The sequence below is a fragment of the Litorilinea aerophila genome, assembly GCF_006569185.2.
GTDB classification, from domain to species: domain Bacteria; phylum Chloroflexota; class Anaerolineae; order Caldilineales; family Caldilineaceae; genus Litorilinea; species Litorilinea aerophila.
In genome coordinates this window covers 82,260-98,855 of sequence record NZ_VIGC02000018.1, presented here as the reverse complement: position 1 = coordinate 98,855, position 16,596 = coordinate 82,260, and the positions used below count along the sequence as shown (strand labels likewise).

Genomic DNA, 16,596 nt, shown 5'->3' with positions numbered 1-16,596 from the left:
TCCACCGGATGGCCCGGACGTGGGTGGATGGGCCCTGTCTCTTTGAGATCATGAGAAACCGGAGTAGTCTGCATGAATGATTCCAGCGCGCGCCAGAGCACACGCATCTGGCTCGGCGTGACTGTCCTTGGCCTGGTGACCATCGTGTTGGTGGCCTTCTGGGTGTTGAACAACCGTGCTGCCGCGCCGGAGGCGTCCACGCCGGCCCAATCCGAAGGCGCAGCCCCCGCACCAGAGACGGCCACGGCAGCCCCGGCTCAGACCGAAGCTCCCCAATCCGCCGGGCAGGCCGACAGCCAGGCGACAGGCGAGGAGAACGCGGAAGCGGCGGGCACGGAAAATGGGGAAAATACCCAGGCCAGCAATGCCCCGGCGGCGGAGGTCGCCGCCAGCGCTGCCCCATCTACCGAGACCTACAAGGGCATTCCGGTAGGATTCACCGAAGAGGGCTACCCCTATCGCGGTGCCCTGGATGCCCCCCTGGTGATGATGGAGTACAGCGATTATCAGTGCCCTTTCTGTAACCGCTATTTCGTCCAGACAGAGCCCGCCATCGACGAGTCCTACGTGCGCACCGGGCAGCTGCGGGTGATCTTCCGGGACTTCCCCCTGGCCGAGCTACACCCCAACGCGCCGGCCGCCCATGAGGCCTCCCTCTGCATCGCGGATCAGGGTTCGGCCGCCCTCTACTGGGAGATGCACGCCCAGCTCTTCCGTACGGTGGAGGAGTGGAGCCAGCTACCCGATCCCCAGTCCTTCTTCACCCGCCTGGCGGAAGAGATTGGCAGCGATGTGGAGGCTTTCCAGGCCTGTATGGAAGCTGGCACCCATGCACCAGAGGTGCAGGCCGGTGTGGCGGAGGCTCGACAGAAGGGCTTCTCGGGCACGCCCAGCTTCGAGTTCCTGCGGGTGGCCGACGGCGTCACCCATAAGCTGGTGGGCGCACAGCCTTTCGACCAGTTCGCCGGGGTGATCGAGGCGCTGTTGGCCGGTGAAACCCCTGCGCCCCCCGAGCAACAGGCCCAACAGCAGGGCGACGACCAGGGCATCCCCTACTGGGCCACGGCCGAAGGGCTCCAACCGGATCCAGAGCGGCCTGGCTACGACCTGGCCGGCGACCAGTACCGGGGCGACCCCAACGCCGCCGTCAAGGTCATCGAATTTTCCGACTTCCAGTGCCCCTACTGCCGTCGCCATGTCCAGCAGACCCAGCCCACCCTGGACGAGCAGTATGTGGAGACGGGCAAGGTGCAGTGGGTCTTCAAACACTTCCCCCTCAGCATCCATCCCCAGGCCCCGGCTGCCGGCGTGGCTTCTGAATGTGCCGCCGAGCAGGGGAAGTTCTGGGAAATGCACGACCTGATCTTCCAGAACGTAGAGGCATGGTCCATCAACGAGCCTAACCCGGTCTTCATCGATCTGGCCACCCAGCTAGAGCTGGATCCCGATGCCTTCGCCGCCTGTCTGGAGGATGAAGAGATGCATGCCCGGGTCCAGAGCGATATGAACGACGGCGCACCTTACGTTCGGGGCACGCCCACGTTTATCGTCCTGTACGGCAACCAGGGCACAGTCATCCCCGGCGCCCTGCCCGTGGAATCCTTTACCGAGATCCTGGATGAGGCCCTGTCCAACGCCCAGGCCAACTGAGATTTCTGCCATCCAGTCCCCATCCCATCCACGCATCGCACCCCAGGGACGGCCGTCAGGTCGTCCCTTTGTCTACTACACGGCAGTGCAAATCGGCCCGGCAGGGGCCGGAGCTGTGGCAGGGTGGGTGAATTTAACACTGCCTGCTCCTGCTGACCCCGGGCATGGGCATGGGAACCGGGTGGTCCCGGTGGACGTTTCAAGAGGTACGTTCTGTTGTGGGTCGTTCCGGCCTGGCGCTGTGCGTAGGGCGAGGTTCAAGCCGCCCTGGGGAAGCAGCGGCCACTTTTGCGGTGGCCTGCGGTCAGGTCGCGTTGGTCTTTTGGCTGTATAAAGCGAATGAATCGATTGAATACCCACGTACCAGCAGGTTGGCGTGTGGCCCTGATCGCCGCGCTGCTCTGGCTGGCCGGCGCAACAGGCGCCGATGCCGCCCCGGCTGCCGTCTCGTCTGCCCAGATCGCCCGTCCGCCGGCGGACACCCAGGGCCCGACCCAACCCATCGACGTGGTGGTGCTCCTGGACGATTCCGGCAGCATGGCCACCTGTTGGCCCTGGCCTCGGGAGGAGCCCCCCTTCTTCCCCCCCTGCCGTGCCCCCAGCTTTAACCCGCCCAGCGATCCCGAGGAGCTGCGCTACAGCGCCGCCCGCCTCCTCTTGGAACTGGCCGACCCGGACGACCGGTTGGCCGTGGTGCGCTTTGACAGCGGCGTGGAAGGCGTGGGCGCACTGGCCAGCCTGCAGCCCGTGGGTGATGGCACCAACCGGCGCCAGCTCAGCGGGACCCTGCAGCCGCCCAACGACTACTACCGGCGAGGCTACACCCGCATCGACCTGGGGCTGGAACGGACCATCGAGCTCTTGCAGCAGGCCCAGGAGCCGGGCCGCAATCAGTACGTGCTCCTGCTGACCGACGGTGAACCCAGCCAGCCCGACGGGGTGGGCAGCCAGCGGGACCGGATCCTGGCCCAGCTCCAGACCCTGCGGGACGGGGGCATCTTCGTGTTTCCCGTGGTGCTCTGCAATCCCAGCGCCGGCTGCGCGGGAGAATTCCTGCGGGAGCAATTTGCCGCCTATGGCGTCCGAGAGGCGGCCACCCCCCAGGATCTGCTCCAGGTCTTCGGCGCCATTTTCGCAGAGATGAAGCCGGATCGCTCCATCATCGCCCCCCGGGACGGCAGCACCATTCGCCTGACCACCCGGGATAGCCACGGCGTCCAACGGATCACCTTCGTGACTCCCCGCAACGGCCTGGGCGCCGTTCAGCGGGACGAGCAGCCCGTCCTGCCCCAGAACGTCCTCAACGATCCCAACATCGACGTCAACCAGGTGAGTACGGAGAATCTGGCCCCGGGGACATGGCGCGCCGAGATCGCGGGGGGAGGCGGCTTTGCCGTGGTCCAGGCAGCCAGCTACGTCCAGCTCCTCAACCCGCCGCCCAGCGTGGCCGACAGCCCGGCCTCGGTTCGCTACTACCCGGCGGGCCATCCGCCGCTGCTCATGGCACGCAGCGTCGGCCCTGGTGCCCAGGAGCCCATCATCTACAACGGCCAGGTTCCGCTGGAATCCTTTGGCCAGGGCAATACCCGGGCCCTGCTGCTCGACGAGGAGCCCGATCTGGTGCGCCTGCAGTTGGGCGAGGACACCCAGCCCCTGCAACTGGTGCGTACCTTCCGCCTGGAAGCCCGGCCGGATCTACCCCGGGCCCAGGTCCTCACGCCCGAGGGCGGCGCCGTGGTGGAAGGGGGCCCGGGCGGTGCCCGAGCCCGGTTGCAGGTGGGCTTCACCGGCGGCAACGTCCGGCAGCTGGCTGCCACGGCCTACGTCTTCACCCAGGATCAGGCCGGCAACAGCCAGCTGGTGCACCAGGTGGAAATGGACTGCACCGAGCGCCTCTGTACGGACGAATCCTTCCGGCCGGTGGATGGCCACAGCTACCGGATCTTCTACGTGATCCAGGGCCAGCTAGATGGTCTGCGCTTCAGCGATTGGGCCGAATCTCAACTGGTGCTGGAGCCGGCCGTGGTGGTGCAGGGGCTGCCCCTCACGGCCGACGGCAGCCTGGACCTGGGCCAGATGCCGCTGGATGGATGGCCGGTGGAGGTGAGCTCCAGCACCCTGGAGGAAATCGGCGGACTCTCTGCCGTGCTTCGGCTCACCGATGCCGAGAGCGGCGAACCCGTTCCTGGCGTGGGCCTGAACTTTCTGGTAGATGTGCCGGAGACTGGCTCCCAGCCGGCCCGGCTACAGGTGCAGGGGTTGGAGACCTTGCGCCCAGGCCAGTATGCCGGGGAGATTACCTGGCAGACCACGGACCCGGCCGGCCGCCCCATGGACGTGCGCATTCGCCCTGCGGCCACCCTGCCCGTCACCTACACTGTCCCCCGCCCCCTGGCCCGGGTCGAGGCCCAGACCCTGGACTTCGGCGAGGTGCTCTTTGACACCTCGCCCAATTTCCGGCTGGATCAGACGGTGGAGGTGCCCGTCCAGTTTGCTGACAAAGCCTTTCCGCTGGTCGTTACTCTGGAGGAGAGCACCTGTGCCCAGGTGGCCGTAGCCGCCGGCGACCTGATCCAGCGGGAGGGGCGAACGTTCCTCCCCCTGCGCCTGACCAGCCTGCAGCCGGTGCCGCCGGGAAGCTGCACCGGTACCCTCCGGCTGGCGGGGCCCGATGGCGACTACGACGTGGTGCCGGCCCAGGTGACCTGGCGGGCCCGGGTGGCCAACGTGGAGTGGTCGGTGGTCAGCGGGGAGCTTCCCCTGGGCGACTGGCAGGACGCGGGTAGCCGGGTCAACGCCACCCTGTTGATCCGCTTCACCGGCAAGCTGCCCTTTATCCTGCAGGTGGAGGATCTGACCGCCACCAGCAGCGAGGCGGGCGGCGCGTCCGAGGGCCAGCCCACCACCCTGAGTCTGGCCCAGATCGATGTGCCCCAGGTGGTGGTAGATGGCCCGCCCCAGGAGGATGGCCTCTACCAGGTACCCCTGACCCTGGTGGCCCGTCAGGCCATCCCCCATGATCCCTGGCGGGGCACCTTCTACAGCGGCCGGTTGACCCTGGGCATCGTGGGCCTGCCCGAACGGCAACAGGTCAGTTTCAACTTTCGCAGCCCCAGCCTGCCCCAGCGTTACCTGGCGCCCTATCTGGTGCCGGTTTACAGCATGCCGTGGGTGCTCTGCACCGGCCCCCTGACGGCGCTCCTGCTGCTGGTGGCTGTGGCCCGTATCCGGGGCCGGGGCATCGATGAGGAAGAGCTGGAGCAGGCCGCCATGGCCGCCACCCTGCAGATGCCCTTGGCGCCACCGGCCGCCGCGGATGCGTACCCGGAGCCGGTCGCGGAGGGCGCATCCGGGGCCTGGGACGACGCGGCGTGGGAGCAGGGCGAGTGGGGCAGCGTTTGGGACACCGGCCAGCCGGCCGGGGCGCGCACGCCGCAGGTGCCGCCCGCCAACGGCGCGGCTGCCGAGGATCCCTGGCGCTCCTCCTGGTGACATCTTTGGAATCGATGGACAGGGCATGAATCAATCAAACTGGACGCAACGATACGATAAACCGACCATCTATCCCACCCTGGTGGTGGGCGTGGGCGGCATGGGCACCAACACGGTGCGGGCGGTCAAACGCCGTTTCCGCAACGTGTGGGGCGGGGACCAGTTGCCGGGCATGATCCAGCTCCTGGCGCTGGACACCGAGCCCCTGGTCAACCGCCTGGACCAGGAGCCCCTCTTTGCCGATGAATTTGCCTACATGGGCAAGTTCGACGCCACCCGCCTGGTGGCCAACCTGGACCAACACCCCGAGATCGCGCGCTGGTGGCACTACCCCTCCATCCCCCTGGGCTACATCCACAACGGCGCCAAACAGCTCCGGCCCATCGGCCGCCTCTGCTTCTTCCGCAACTACGTCACCTTCAAGCAGTTGCTGGAGACCAAGCTGGCCAACCTGGATAAAATCCGGGATATGGAGGTGGCTCAAAATCGAGGGTTTCCGGTGGTGGGCAACTATCAGCTCATCTACGTGGTGAGCAGCCTTTGCGGCGGCACCGGAGCCGGCATGTTCCTGGACGTGGTCCACCGCATCCGGGCCCAGGTGCGCAACAACGCCCGCATCGTGGGCATCTTCTTCCTGCCCGATGTGCTGGAGGCGGAAATTTCCAGCGACCTGCAGCGTCGCCGCATTCGGGCCAACGCCTACGCGGCCCTCAAGGAACTCAACTACTTCCAGGAAACCCAGCAGTTCAAGGCCCTCTACCCCAGCGAACAGCGGGAACTGCCGGATACGCCCTACGCCCCCTTTGACTTCGTCTTTCTCCTGGGTCGGACCAACCGGGATGGCCGCAGCCTGGCCCGCAAGTCCGACGCAGAGAACATGGCCGCCCACTTGATTCAACTGACCGCCATCAGCCACCTGAGCAGCGAGATCCTGGGCCTGGAGGTCAACGTGGTGCGGGAGCGCATGTTCGACCTGGGCGACGGCGCTGGCGGGAGCTCCCGGGGGCCAGCCGGGGAGGTGACCGGGGAGCGGCGGGTGAAGCGGGGACACTTCCTGGTCTACAGCAGTTTCGCCACCTCTGCCCTGGTGGTTCCCCACGAATCCCTGGTGGACTTCTGGCAGCGGGCCTTCGTGGCCGACCTGATCCGCCGGTTTGCCGCCGGCCCCAGCCTCAGCGACCCGCGCGGCCCCCTGCCGCCGGCCGACCGCCAGCGCATCCTGAACCTGTGGCAGAACCTGCTCAACCGCCTGGCCAGCCGCTACGCCGCCCTGGCCAACGACCGCCTGGATGAAGTGCTGGAAGAGATCCAGGAAGGCCGGGGCGCCTGGGCCGGCTTCTGGGAGCCGGTGCAGCAGGCCATGGAGCAGGCGCTGATGGACGCGGGCATCCGGGGCGCGCTGGCCCTCTGTGATCTGCTGGCACCTGCTAACATCGCCACTGCCCCGCCCGAATCCCTGCCCCGCCAGCGCCTCTTTCTGGTGGACGGCCGCCCCGTCAGCGAGGACGACCGCCAGCGATGGCGCAAACTCCTGGCCCAACAGGGCGGCTGGGCTGAACAGCTTCAGCAACTGGCCGGCAGCCTGGGCGAGCTGCTGATGATGGCCTTCAGCCCCCGCCAGGCCCGGGAACGAGCCCGAGAGCTGGCTGCCCGCAAAGCCCGGGCCCGCCTCTACCAGAAGCGGGACGCGGTGGAAGTGGCCCTGGTGGATCAGATGGCCAAACAGGCCGCCGCGCTGCGGGAGACCCTGCGCAGCCAGATCGACGCCTGTGCCATGGCCCTGGCCCGGGCCAACCAGGAGGCCAGCCGCATGGCCGACCGCATCGACCCTCGCATCCCCGACGGCCGCCCCAGCACCAGCACCTACTACGAGCTGGAAACCGGCGCCGTGGGCCGGGACTACCTGCAGCATTTTTACCGCCGGGCCGGGGCCATGGTCATGGACGAGGACTGGCGCCAGGCGCTGGCCCCCCTCTTTGCCCGCCTGGTGCAGAGCGGCGGCGCGGGGAGCCCCGATGAACTCCTCGCCCGGCTCAACGCCGCCGTGGCCGCCAACAGCAGCCTCCTCGGCCGGGTGCGCCAGACGGTGGACATCAACCACATCATCACCGTCCAACATAGCGAAGAAGTGCAACAGACCCGCCAGCGGCCAGACAACCGCATCCACCAGTGGCTGGACCGCCTCAACCCCTACATCCGCTGGGACGCGGACCGCTTCAGCTTCCACGAGTCCAACCTGGAGCACATTCGGCTGGCCGCGGTGCCCACCAGCCGCCAGGATGACCCCAACCTGATGGCGGCCACCGTGGGCCAGGAAGACATCAAGTGGGTGCCCACCGGCGATCCCATGCGCATGGACGCCGTCTGGATCGTCCATGGGCTGCCCATCACCCTGCTGGAACGGTTGGACGAATTCCGGGCTCAGTACGAGAACAGCCTGGACTTCCCGGTGCGGGAGGAATTCCACCTGGATCCCCGCTGGGCCCAGTTGCCGGAAATCACGCCGGACAGCCGGACGCCGGGACCGTCCCGTGGCGAACGCCCGGCTGTCATCCCCCGTGTGGACAGGACGTTCAGGGCTGAATCGTGATTGCCAACTATTCCCAAAGCCGGGCTGCGATCCTCTGTTTTGGGGGCTGGGGCCTGCAGGTGATGCTACACCTGGCGCCCCGGCTTCAGGCTGCCCAGGAACAGCGGGCCGCACTGGACACGTCCGGTGGATTCCCGGATCTCAACCGCATCGTCCGCTACGGGGCCGTCCTGCCTGAGCCCCTGCTAGACGGCAGCGGCCAGGCCCGTTTTCACCTCCACACCCTGCGGATGGGAGAAGCCGGCACCGGGGCGCTGCCCCCGTTCTATGTTGAGCGGACTCTGGCCAGGGCCCCGGAGGCTGGACCGGGCAGCAGCCGGCGTTCCCTGCTCACCGCGGCGGAGCGCCGGGCTGCCTGGCTGCTGGAAGCCACGGCGGAGGCCCTGGCGCCCCTGACCTTTGGGGACGCGCCGGGCAGCCACGTCTTTTCAGCGCCGGGCACCGGCCTCGCATCCCTGGGAACGGCCGGCAGCCCAGCAGAGCCCGGTACCCGGCGGGCCACCCGGCTGGATCTCTTCCACGCCGCGCTGGCCCACGCCGATACCGTGGCCCGGCTGCTGGAGATCCACCTCTTTGATCCCATTCGCCAGGACCGGCTGGCCCCCGATGACCCCTTCGTCCAGACGACCCTCTATGTGGTGGCGCCCCTCTTCGAGCCTCTGGTGCCGGCGTTGATCTGGCCCCTGGTGGCCCAAACCCTGGCCCGCCTGGGCCGCCGCCACATCACCCAGGTGGTGGCCCTCTTTGCCACCGGCAGCTACGCCGACGACGTCACCCGCCAGATGGAGGATGCCAGTTGCTACGCGGCCCTGCGAGAGTTGGAGCTGCTGACCGGCCTGGCTGCCGATGACCAGGCCCAGGCCGCACTGGCCGAGTTGGTCCGCCGGGCGCCGGGTGTGGCTGCCGCCTCCCTGGCCCGGGAAGTGGGCCGCCCTCTCTTCGACCACATCTACCTCTTGGATCGGGAGAAGAGCAACCAGGGGCTGGCCCAGGACAGCCACGAGCTGGCCATCCTGGCAGGCAATGCGCTGGAAGCTTTTATCACCGGCAGCGGCGACCTGTACGTCCAGGAGCAAACCAACTTCTTCCCCCACGGCGCGGAGCCCCGGGCGGGCGCTGCCCAGTGGCGGCCATACAGCCTCCTGGGTGCAGCCGGGGACTACGTTCCCCTGCAGGCGGTCTTTCACGCGGTGAATCGGCAGGAGGAAAGCCGACTGGTGCGAGAGTGGGTGCTGCGCAACACGCCGGACGACGAACCCGCTCCACCCCGGGGCAGCCTGGCAGCCCGGCTGGCCGCGGCCCAGTCCTGGCCCACCCTGGCCGATCTAGGCTTTTCGCCGGCCCGGGCCCTGGCCCAGCTTCCCCTGCGCCTGCCCGACCTCTTCGCCCACCCGGAGCCCAAGGATCTGGCCCATCTCCAGGCCAGCCAGTCGTTCATTCTGCCGCCGGCCGCGGCCGAACGGCTGCGCCGGGTGCCGAGCTTCCCGGCCAGCCGCTGGATCCAGGCCTTTGAGACGCACCTGGACGAGGTCCGCGCCTACGTGGAGCTGGCCGCCGGCCCGGCCGCCATCGACGAGGCCTGGGGGCTGGATGTGGTCCCAGCCACAGAGGGGGTCGACCAGGAGGCCCACGCGCCCGGCTGGTTTTCCGACGTGCTGGAGAGCGATGACCGTCTCTTCCCCCGGACGTTGACCCGCATGCAGCAGCGGCTGTTGGATCTGCTGGCTGCTTCACCCACCGGGCTGCCCCGGGCGCGCCAACAGACCCGGCGCTGGCTTCAAGAGTGTGAAGAGACGCTGCACCAGCTGGAAGTGGCTTCCACACCCAGCACCCGCCAGCTCACCCAGGTTCGCCAGCGGCTGGCGCTCCAGGAGTGGCAGGTCCGCTACAGACGGGTGGTGGAGCGCCTGCCTTCCCTGGGTGGCGTGCTGGCGCGCGCCGGGCTGGCTACCCTGGCCGTGGGCCTGCTGGCCTGGGGATACCTCTGGCTGGTGCAACGGCCCTGGCAACCCATGGAGGATGGGCTGGCCCTGCTGGGCTTTGGCCTGGGCGCTTTGCTGGCCGGCGTCAGCACCTATCGCTTTGGCATTTCCCGGCGAAGTCGCCTGCGACGGGCCCGGGTCGCCCTGGCCCAGGCCGAGATCACAGCCCGGCTGCAGGAGGAGGCCCACGCCGGCCTGATGCGGGCCTACAGTCGGCTGGTCAGGGTCCTGCGGGCGTGGGAACAGCTGCTGGCCGAGGCCATGGCCGAGCTCCACGCGCTCAGCACCCCGCCGACCATGACCGCCGTGCCGCCGCCGGAAGTGCCCACCACTTACCTTTACCAGCCCCACCTCAACCAGGCCCTGTGGGATCGCTGCCTGGAATATCTGCGCAGTCACCTGGACAGTTTCGGCAAGCGGAGTGAAGAGCGGCTGGACATCCTGTGGGGAACCGCGGCCTGGCGGCAGGAGCTACGACGGATTTTGCGTGGAGAAGCCGGCAGCGCGGCGTCGAGTTCGGGGAGGGGGCGCCCGGGCCCGGCCCGGACCATCGCCGGCTTCATCCGCCAGACGGTGCGGGAGTCGGTGGCGCCGGTGGGCATCCAGGAGCCGAACCCGGTGCGGGCTGCCCTCATCCGCACCCTGGCGCCCCACTTCAACCTGGAGGAACTCCTGTGGCGGCAGCCGGCAGAGGCCGCGGCCCGGGCCCAGCGAGAACATCCGGGACGAAACGGCCAGGAAAACGGCGCGGCCGGCCAGGCCTTCTCCCGGCGGCGCTACCTGGAGGGACTCTGGAACCGGGCCAAACCCACGGCCAACTACGATGTGGTGGACCGGCTGGCCGTCCACGGTATCTCGGTCGATTTTGCCGCCGCCTGGGGCACGTCGGAGAGCGAACTCTCCTGGACCCTGCAGGAGGAGTTCAAGGTGGCCCTGCTGCCCACGGGGAACCCGTTCACCGCCCTCCTGGTGCGCACTGTCCATGGCCTGGCTCTGGAGGATCTGGCGTGCATGCGGCGCTATCAGACCGAGTTGAGCCAATTGTCCCCAGAGGCCCGCACCCTGGTCCAGCTGGACAACAGCCCCACGAGCCCGGCCTATCCGGCCACGTCGTCATCCTCCCCCGCCAACGGCGTGGCCACGCCGCCCTCCCGGGAGGAGCAGCAGGCGTAAAAGCCGCTTCTGGCCCTTTAGCTTCCCTGCCAGTTCCGTCCCCACTCCAGGGTAGGTTACAATGGAGAAGATGCCGGTTTCCCGCCCGCCGGGAGGCTGGTTCGTTCTTGTCAACCCACAGCGATCCACACGACAGAGGCAGGTACTATCATGAGCGAGCAGATTCGTTGGGGTATTCTGGGCACAGGCAACATCGCCCGGAAGTTCGCCCAGGGGCTTCAGGCGTTGGAGGACGCGGCCCTGGTGGCCGTGGGCTCCCGCAGCCAGGAGAGCGCCGACCGCTTTGGCGACCAGTTCCAGGTGCCCCGCCGCCATGCCAGCTACGAGGAGCTGGTGGCCGATCCCGAGGTGGATGTCATCTACATCGCCACGCCCCATTCCCTCCACAAAGAAAACATGCGCCTGTGCCTGGAAGCGGGCAAGGCAGTCCTCTGCGAGAAGCCCTTCACCATCAACGCCCGGGAAGCCCGGGAGGCCATCGAGCTGGCCCGAACCCGAGGCCTGTTTTTGATGGAGGCCATGTGGACCCGCTACATTCCCCTCATGGTCGAGCTGCGCCGCATGCTGGCCGACGGGGTGATCGGACCTGTGCGCATGATCACCGCGGACTTTGGCTACCGGGCCCGCTTCAATCCCCAGAGCCGCGCCTTTGACCCCGCGCTGGGCGGCGGCGGCCTGCTGGACGTGGGCGTCTACCCCATCTCCCTGGCCTCCATGATCCTGGGCACCCCCGACCGCATCGCCAGCCTGGCGGAAATCGGCCAGACGGGTGTGGACGAACAGGCCGGCATGGTCCTGGGGTATCCCGGCGGCGAGCTGGCTGTCCTGCACACCGCGGTGCGTACCACCACACCCCAGGAGGCCACCATCATGGGGACGGACGGCTGGATCCGCATTCACCCCCGCTGGTGGATTCCGGACACCATGACCATCCATCCGGCCGGCGGGGAGCCCCAAACCATCCAGGTGCCCTTCACCGGCAACGGCTACAACTACGAGGCCGCCGAGGTCCACCGTTGCCTGCGGGCAGGTCTCCTGGAAAGCGAGATCATGCCCCTGGATGAAACCCTGGCCATCATGGAGACCATGGACCGCATCCGGGCCCAGTGGGGCATGAAGTATCCCATGGAGTGAAGGGCAGAAAGCGGGAACAGTCTGCAGCGGATGTCGGATGAAGTGAACAGGCTGTCGGTTTTACAGCCGTGAGGAAGGGCTGCGCCCAGACAGATGGGCCGGCCCTTCCTCGCGTTTGGGGCGGGCGATGGATGGCGCTCGGGGGCGGGCTCAGCCCACGTCCAGCACGTCTTCGGCGTTGGCGCTGCGTACCAGGACGATGGAACCCACCTGCTGGACCAGGGAGTCCAGTGTTTCGCTGTAGGCGCTGTCCTGGGGTGGTTCTGGGAGCTGCAGCCCCAGGAAGGTCAGATCGGTCTCCCGGCTTTGCTCGGCCAGGATCTCGGCGATGGGCTGGCTTGGGCAGGTGCGCACGATCACCACGGGCTCGGCCACCACTCGCACCTCTTCCAGGATTTGGGTCATGTGGAGTTGGGTCTGGGTCCGGCCTTCTTCTCCGTCGATGACCCGCAACAGGCGGATGCGGGCGTTGGCCCAGGCTCGATGTTGGGTGATGAGGTGGGCGAAGAGGAGCATCAGATCCGCGTTGCCGCCGCGCCCGCGCCACCAGACGTCGATAACGGCCCGGCGTCCAAAGTCGTGGCCGTCCCGACAGTGGAGGAAGAGGACGGACTTGCCCAGGCTGGCCAGATCCCGGAGCAGTTTCATCTGGGCCATGCGTCCTTCTGCTGTGCGGCTCCAGCCCAGCAGGACGGTGTTGGGCTCCAGGCCGCCCACGCCGTGGGCCTGGGCCACGGCCAGCGCGCCACTGAGAAAGTCCTGAACGATATCCGCTTCCGCAAAAGCGGTCATGCGTCGGGATTGGATGTACTCTCGGATGTGCTTCTGTGCGGCTTCCCGCAGGTTGGCCTGGCTGAGCTTGTGCACGTCGCCCACCAGCAGCTGGGTGAAGGTCACGATCCCCCGGCCGGAGGTCAACCACTCAGCCATACGCACCAGGTTCTCCCGGTTGTGGGGCTGGCCTGTGAAGACCAGGATGTTGGGGCGCCAGTTCTTCACATGCCAGGGCACATTTTCCAGGTGAAGGAGCGCGTAGCGGGCCAGGGTAAACCAGAACCCGCTGCGGAGGTCTCCCCAGGTGCGGGTGAGGGAGCGCTGCTCCAGCAGGAAAAAGATGCCGTAGCTGATGACGATGGCGATCAGCGTGGCCGGCGCGTGGATCAGGAACATGGCTCCGTAGCAGCCCAGCGCCCCCAACAGAGAGGCCGCCCAGTGGATGTTGAAGCGGGGCCGATAGCTGGGGTTCCCCACCAGTTTCTCGATGCCCGCGGCCAGGTTTGTCATGCCGTAGGTGTTCAGGAAGAACATGCTGATGACCGGCGCCACGAAGTCCAGGTCGCCGGACCAGACCACCGCCACGGCGATGGCCGTGGTCAGGATCACGGCCATGCGGGGCTCGGTGGGGCTGCCCAGTTGGGCGCCCATCCAGGCGGGCACCACCCGGTCCAGGGCCAGGGCCTGGAGCACCCGGGGCGCGGCCATGACGCTGCCCAGCGCGGAGGAGAGGGTGGCCGCCCAGACGCCCAGGAAGATGAGGGCCGGCCAACGGGCGATGCGCTGCATGATCAGGGTGTCGTGGAGGAGTTCATCGGGCGTCCCGTGGACGGCCAGCCAGATGACCACGGCCACGTAGATGATGGCGGTGACCAGGATGGAGGCCAGGGTACCCTGGGGAATGCTCTTGCCCGGGTCCCGCAGGTCGCCGGACATGCTGGCGCCCACGGTGATGCCGGTCACCGCGGGGAAGAAGACGGCGAAGGCCACCCAGAAGTTGACGCCGGGCTGGTAGTTGGGGCCCAGGGCCGGCGGCGAGATGCTGTCCCACCCGCCCGCGAAGAAGGAGATCAGCGCGCCTGTGAGGGCGGCCAGTACCACAAACTGAATTTTTAAGGCGAAGTCGGCGCCGATATAGGCGATGAAACCGAAGAGCAGGACCAAAACCGTGGAGATCAGGCGGGGATCGTAGTCCGCGAAAAAGGGGATGGCCTGCAAAGATTCGGTAAACCCGATGATGTAGAATGCCACGGAGATGGCCTGGGAGAGATAGAGGGGAATGCCGATGGCGCCGCCGATTTCCAGCCCCAGGGAGCGGGAGATCAGGTAGTAGTTGCCTCCGGTGCGCACCTGCATGCTGGTGGCGATGGCCGACAGGGAGAGGCCGGTCAACAGCGTGATGCTGTTGGCCAGCAACACGATGATCAGCGCCTGGATCAGGCCGGCCTGGCCCACCACCCAGCCTGTCCGCAAGAAGAGGATCAGCCCCAGGATGGTGAGGACGTTGGGGGTGAAGACGCCGGCAAAGGTGCCGAAACGTCCCTTGCCGGTACGGGTAGGAAGCTGGACAGGGCTCGCGTCAGCGGTCATAGGCTCCGATGGGTATGGGTCGAGTCAATGTCAAAATCCACGTCAGGCATCGATGGAGGGCATCCGTGTCGGGATCGGCCCATCCATTAAGGCAGGCCCAGGTAGCGCCGCACATTTTCCGCGTGCTCTTCAAAGGTGTTGGCGAAGACATGGCGTCCGCTCCCGTCCGGCAGGGCGACGAAATAGAGGTAGTCATGCGCTTCCGGGTAGAGCACGGCCCGAACGCTGTCCAGGCCAGGGCTGGCAATGGGGCCGGGCGGCAGCCCCTCGTAGAGATAGGTATTGTAGGGGCTGTCCACGCCGGCGTATTCCTCCAGGAAGACCGGCGTTTTCCACCACTGGCCGGTCTCCGGCTGGTAGCCCATGGCGTATTGCACCGTGGGGTCGGCCTCCAGCTTCATCCCCGCGGCCAGCCGGTTGAGGTAGACCCCGGCGATGGCCGGGCGTTCCGCGGGCACCACCGCTTCCCGTTCCACAATGCTGGCCAGGGTCAGCACCTCGTAGAGAGCCAGGTCCGTGGCGCCGGCTGCCACTGCCTCTTCGTAGGCCGGGACCACCTGGGCAGCGAAGGTATCCAGTTGCCGGATGAGCAGGTCCTCCGCCCGGCCGTCCACAGCCGGGATCTCGTAGGTGTTGGGGAAGAGATACCCCTCCAGGCTGGCGCCGGCCGGCCGCCCCTGTAGGAAAGGGTAGCGGCTGGCGTCGAGGGTGGAGAGATCGCCGGTCGCGGCCAGCTGGCGGTAGCGTTCTGCCTCCTGGATGTTGTCGCCGAACAGTTGGGCTGCGGCCAGGTAGTCGGCCACCTGTTCCAGGCGCCACCCCTCCGGAATGGTGATGGTGACGCTGGCAGCTTCGGCGTGCTGCAGGATGGCCACGATCTCCTCCAGGGTCATGGAGGGCGCCAGGATGAAGGTGCCCGCCTCCAACTGATCGGCCAGGCCGTTCACCCGCACGTAGGCCTCGAAGAGCAGCTCGTCGCCGATCAGGCCTGCCTCTCGCAGGTTCTGGCCGATGACCCGGGCCGGTGTGCCCGGCTCCACCACGAAGCGGACAGGCCGGGAGTCCACGCTGTAGGGCTGGGAAACCTGGCTTTGGTTGGCGCGGAGGTAGGCGCGCAACATGGCCTCGCCCCCGCGGCTACACCCGGCGAGGACGGTCACCGCCAGAAGAAGCCAGGACAGACGGGCGATGGGGCGCAACAGGGCAGACAGGTTCATGACGACTGACCCGGATCGACCAGGGGCCGGGATGGCGAGGAGGGCTGAGGTGCAGGGCGGTGGCCAGGGCGGAAGAGGGGATCCTCCTCCAGCAGGCGACGCAGGCCCTGTCGCAGCCCCGTCCGGGGCCGGTATTTGAGCAACTGCCGGGCCTTGCTGACGTCGGCCACCAGCCTGGCTATGCCGCCGGACCCCTCCCGGTTGTACAGCACATTGGCCCGGGCACCTGTGATCTCGCTGATGTAGTCCACCAGCTGGTTGATGGAGGTCTCCTCCCCACTGCCCACGTTGATGATCTGGCGGTCCACGTGGGGGGCCTGGGCTGCGCTGATGAGCGCCTCCACCACATCGTCAATGTAGACAAAGTCCCGAGTCTGGGTGCCGTCTCCGAAGATGACCACCGAGCCCCGCCCCAGAATCTGGTGCATGAACTGGGGAATGACCGGCGGATGGGTGGGCGGAAGGGGCTGGCCCGGGCCGTAGGCGTTGAAGATGCGCAGGGCCACCGTTTCAAAGCCGCTGAGCTGGCCGATGGCGAAGAGGTAGTGCTCGGCCGCCACCTTGCTCACCGCGTAGGGCACAGCCGGCCGGGTCCCCATGGATTCAGTCACCGGCTGCACCTCGTGGTCGCCGTAGACCGTGGCGCTGCTGGCCAGGATCACCCGCCGGATGGAGCCCACGTCGCGGCAGGCCTCCAGCAGAGAGACGGTACCGCCCACGTTGACGTCGTTATATTCCCGGGGGTAGAGGACGGACGCGGGCACGCTGACCCGGGCGGCCAGGTGGTAGACCACGTCTACGCCCTGGAGCAGGGACCAGAGCTTGGGAATGTCCCGGACATCGCCCCGGTTAAAGTTGATGCCGGGCAGCAGGCGGGCCGGGTCGCCGCTGCTCAGGTCGTCCAACACCCGCACGTAGTGGCCCCGGCGATGGAGCTGGTTGGCCAGATGGGAGCCGATGAAACCGGCACCGCCGGTGATTAGAACTCGCATAG

8 protein-coding genes are annotated in these 16,596 nt (G+C 67.5%); 5 read left to right on the top strand and 3 right to left on the bottom strand.

Going from position 1 to position 16,596, the window contains the following annotated elements; all coding sequences use genetic code 11:
- The first annotated feature begins 72 nt into the window (after positions 1–72).
- The 5 genes from FKZ61_RS14495 to FKZ61_RS14475 all read left to right on the top strand — a co-directional run bounded on the left by FKZ61_RS14495 (position 73) and on the right by FKZ61_RS14475 (position 12,021).
- Positions 73–1,650, top strand: coding sequence for a DsbA family protein (locus FKZ61_RS14495; RefSeq protein ID WP_141610845.1), 1,578 nt, complete (start codon positions 73–75; stop codon positions 1,648–1,650).
- Between the two features lie 378 nt (positions 1,651–2,028).
- A complete protein-coding gene (locus FKZ61_RS14490) occupies positions 2,029–5,142 on the top strand; it encodes a VWA domain-containing protein (RefSeq protein ID WP_170199756.1) in 3,114 nt (1,037 codons plus the stop codon).
- Positions 5,143–5,167: 25 nt separating this feature from the next.
- A complete protein-coding gene (locus FKZ61_RS14485) occupies positions 5,168–7,732 on the top strand; it encodes a tubulin-like doman-containing protein (protein WP_170199754.1) in 2,565 nt (854 codons plus the stop codon).
- Complete coding sequence (locus FKZ61_RS14480) at positions 7,729–10,887, top strand: hypothetical protein (protein WP_141610842.1); 3,159 nt, start codon at positions 7,729–7,731, stop codon at positions 10,885–10,887. Before FKZ61_RS14485 ends, FKZ61_RS14480 begins: the two co-directional genes overlap by 4 nt.
- Positions 10,888–11,037: 150 nt before the next feature.
- A complete protein-coding gene (locus FKZ61_RS14475) occupies positions 11,038–12,021 on the top strand; it encodes a Gfo/Idh/MocA family protein (protein ID WP_141610841.1) in 984 nt (327 codons plus the stop codon).
- Between the two features lie 150 nt (positions 12,022–12,171).
- Here the strand turns inward: FKZ61_RS14475 and FKZ61_RS14470 are convergent, their stop codons facing one another.
- The 3 genes from FKZ61_RS14470 to FKZ61_RS14460 form a co-directional block, all read right to left on the bottom strand.
- Positions 12,172–14,385 (bottom strand): APC family permease, encoded by a 2,214-nt coding sequence (locus FKZ61_RS14470; RefSeq protein ID WP_141610840.1) that lies wholly within the window; start codon positions 14,383–14,385, stop codon positions 12,172–12,174.
- A gap of 86 nt (positions 14,386–14,471) precedes the next feature.
- Entirely contained in the window at positions 14,472–15,602 is a 1,131-nt protein-coding gene (gene mltG, locus FKZ61_RS14465) for an endolytic transglycosylase MltG (protein WP_141610839.1), read from the bottom strand.
- Positions 15,599–16,594 (bottom strand): NAD-dependent epimerase/dehydratase family protein, encoded by a 996-nt coding sequence (locus tag FKZ61_RS14460; RefSeq protein ID WP_141610838.1) that lies wholly within the window; start codon positions 16,592–16,594, stop codon positions 15,599–15,601. Before FKZ61_RS14460 ends, mltG begins: the two co-directional genes overlap by 4 nt.
- Between the last annotated feature and the right edge of the window lie 2 nt (positions 16,595–16,596).

Bases quoted from the DNA above. Each gene is read 5' to 3' on its own strand.
- FKZ61_RS14470 (WP_141610840.1), bottom strand. From the start codon at position 14,385: ATGACCGCTGACGCGAGCCCTGTCCAGCTTCCTACCCGTACCGGCAAG.
- FKZ61_RS14460 (WP_141610838.1), bottom strand. From the start codon at position 16,594: ATGCGAGTTCTAATCACCGGCGGTGCCGGTTTCATCGGCTCCCATCTG.
- FKZ61_RS14475 (WP_141610841.1), top strand. From the start codon at position 11,038: ATGAGCGAGCAGATTCGTTGGGGTATTCTGGGCACAGGCAACATCGCC.
- FKZ61_RS14485 (WP_170199754.1), top strand. From the start codon at position 5,168: ATGAATCAATCAAACTGGACGCAACGATACGATAAACCGACCATCTAT.
- mltG (WP_141610839.1), bottom strand. From the start codon at position 15,602: ATGAACCTGTCTGCCCTGTTGCGCCCCATCGCCCGTCTGTCCTGGCTT.
- FKZ61_RS14495 (WP_141610845.1), top strand. From the start codon at position 73: ATGAATGATTCCAGCGCGCGCCAGAGCACACGCATCTGGCTCGGCGTG.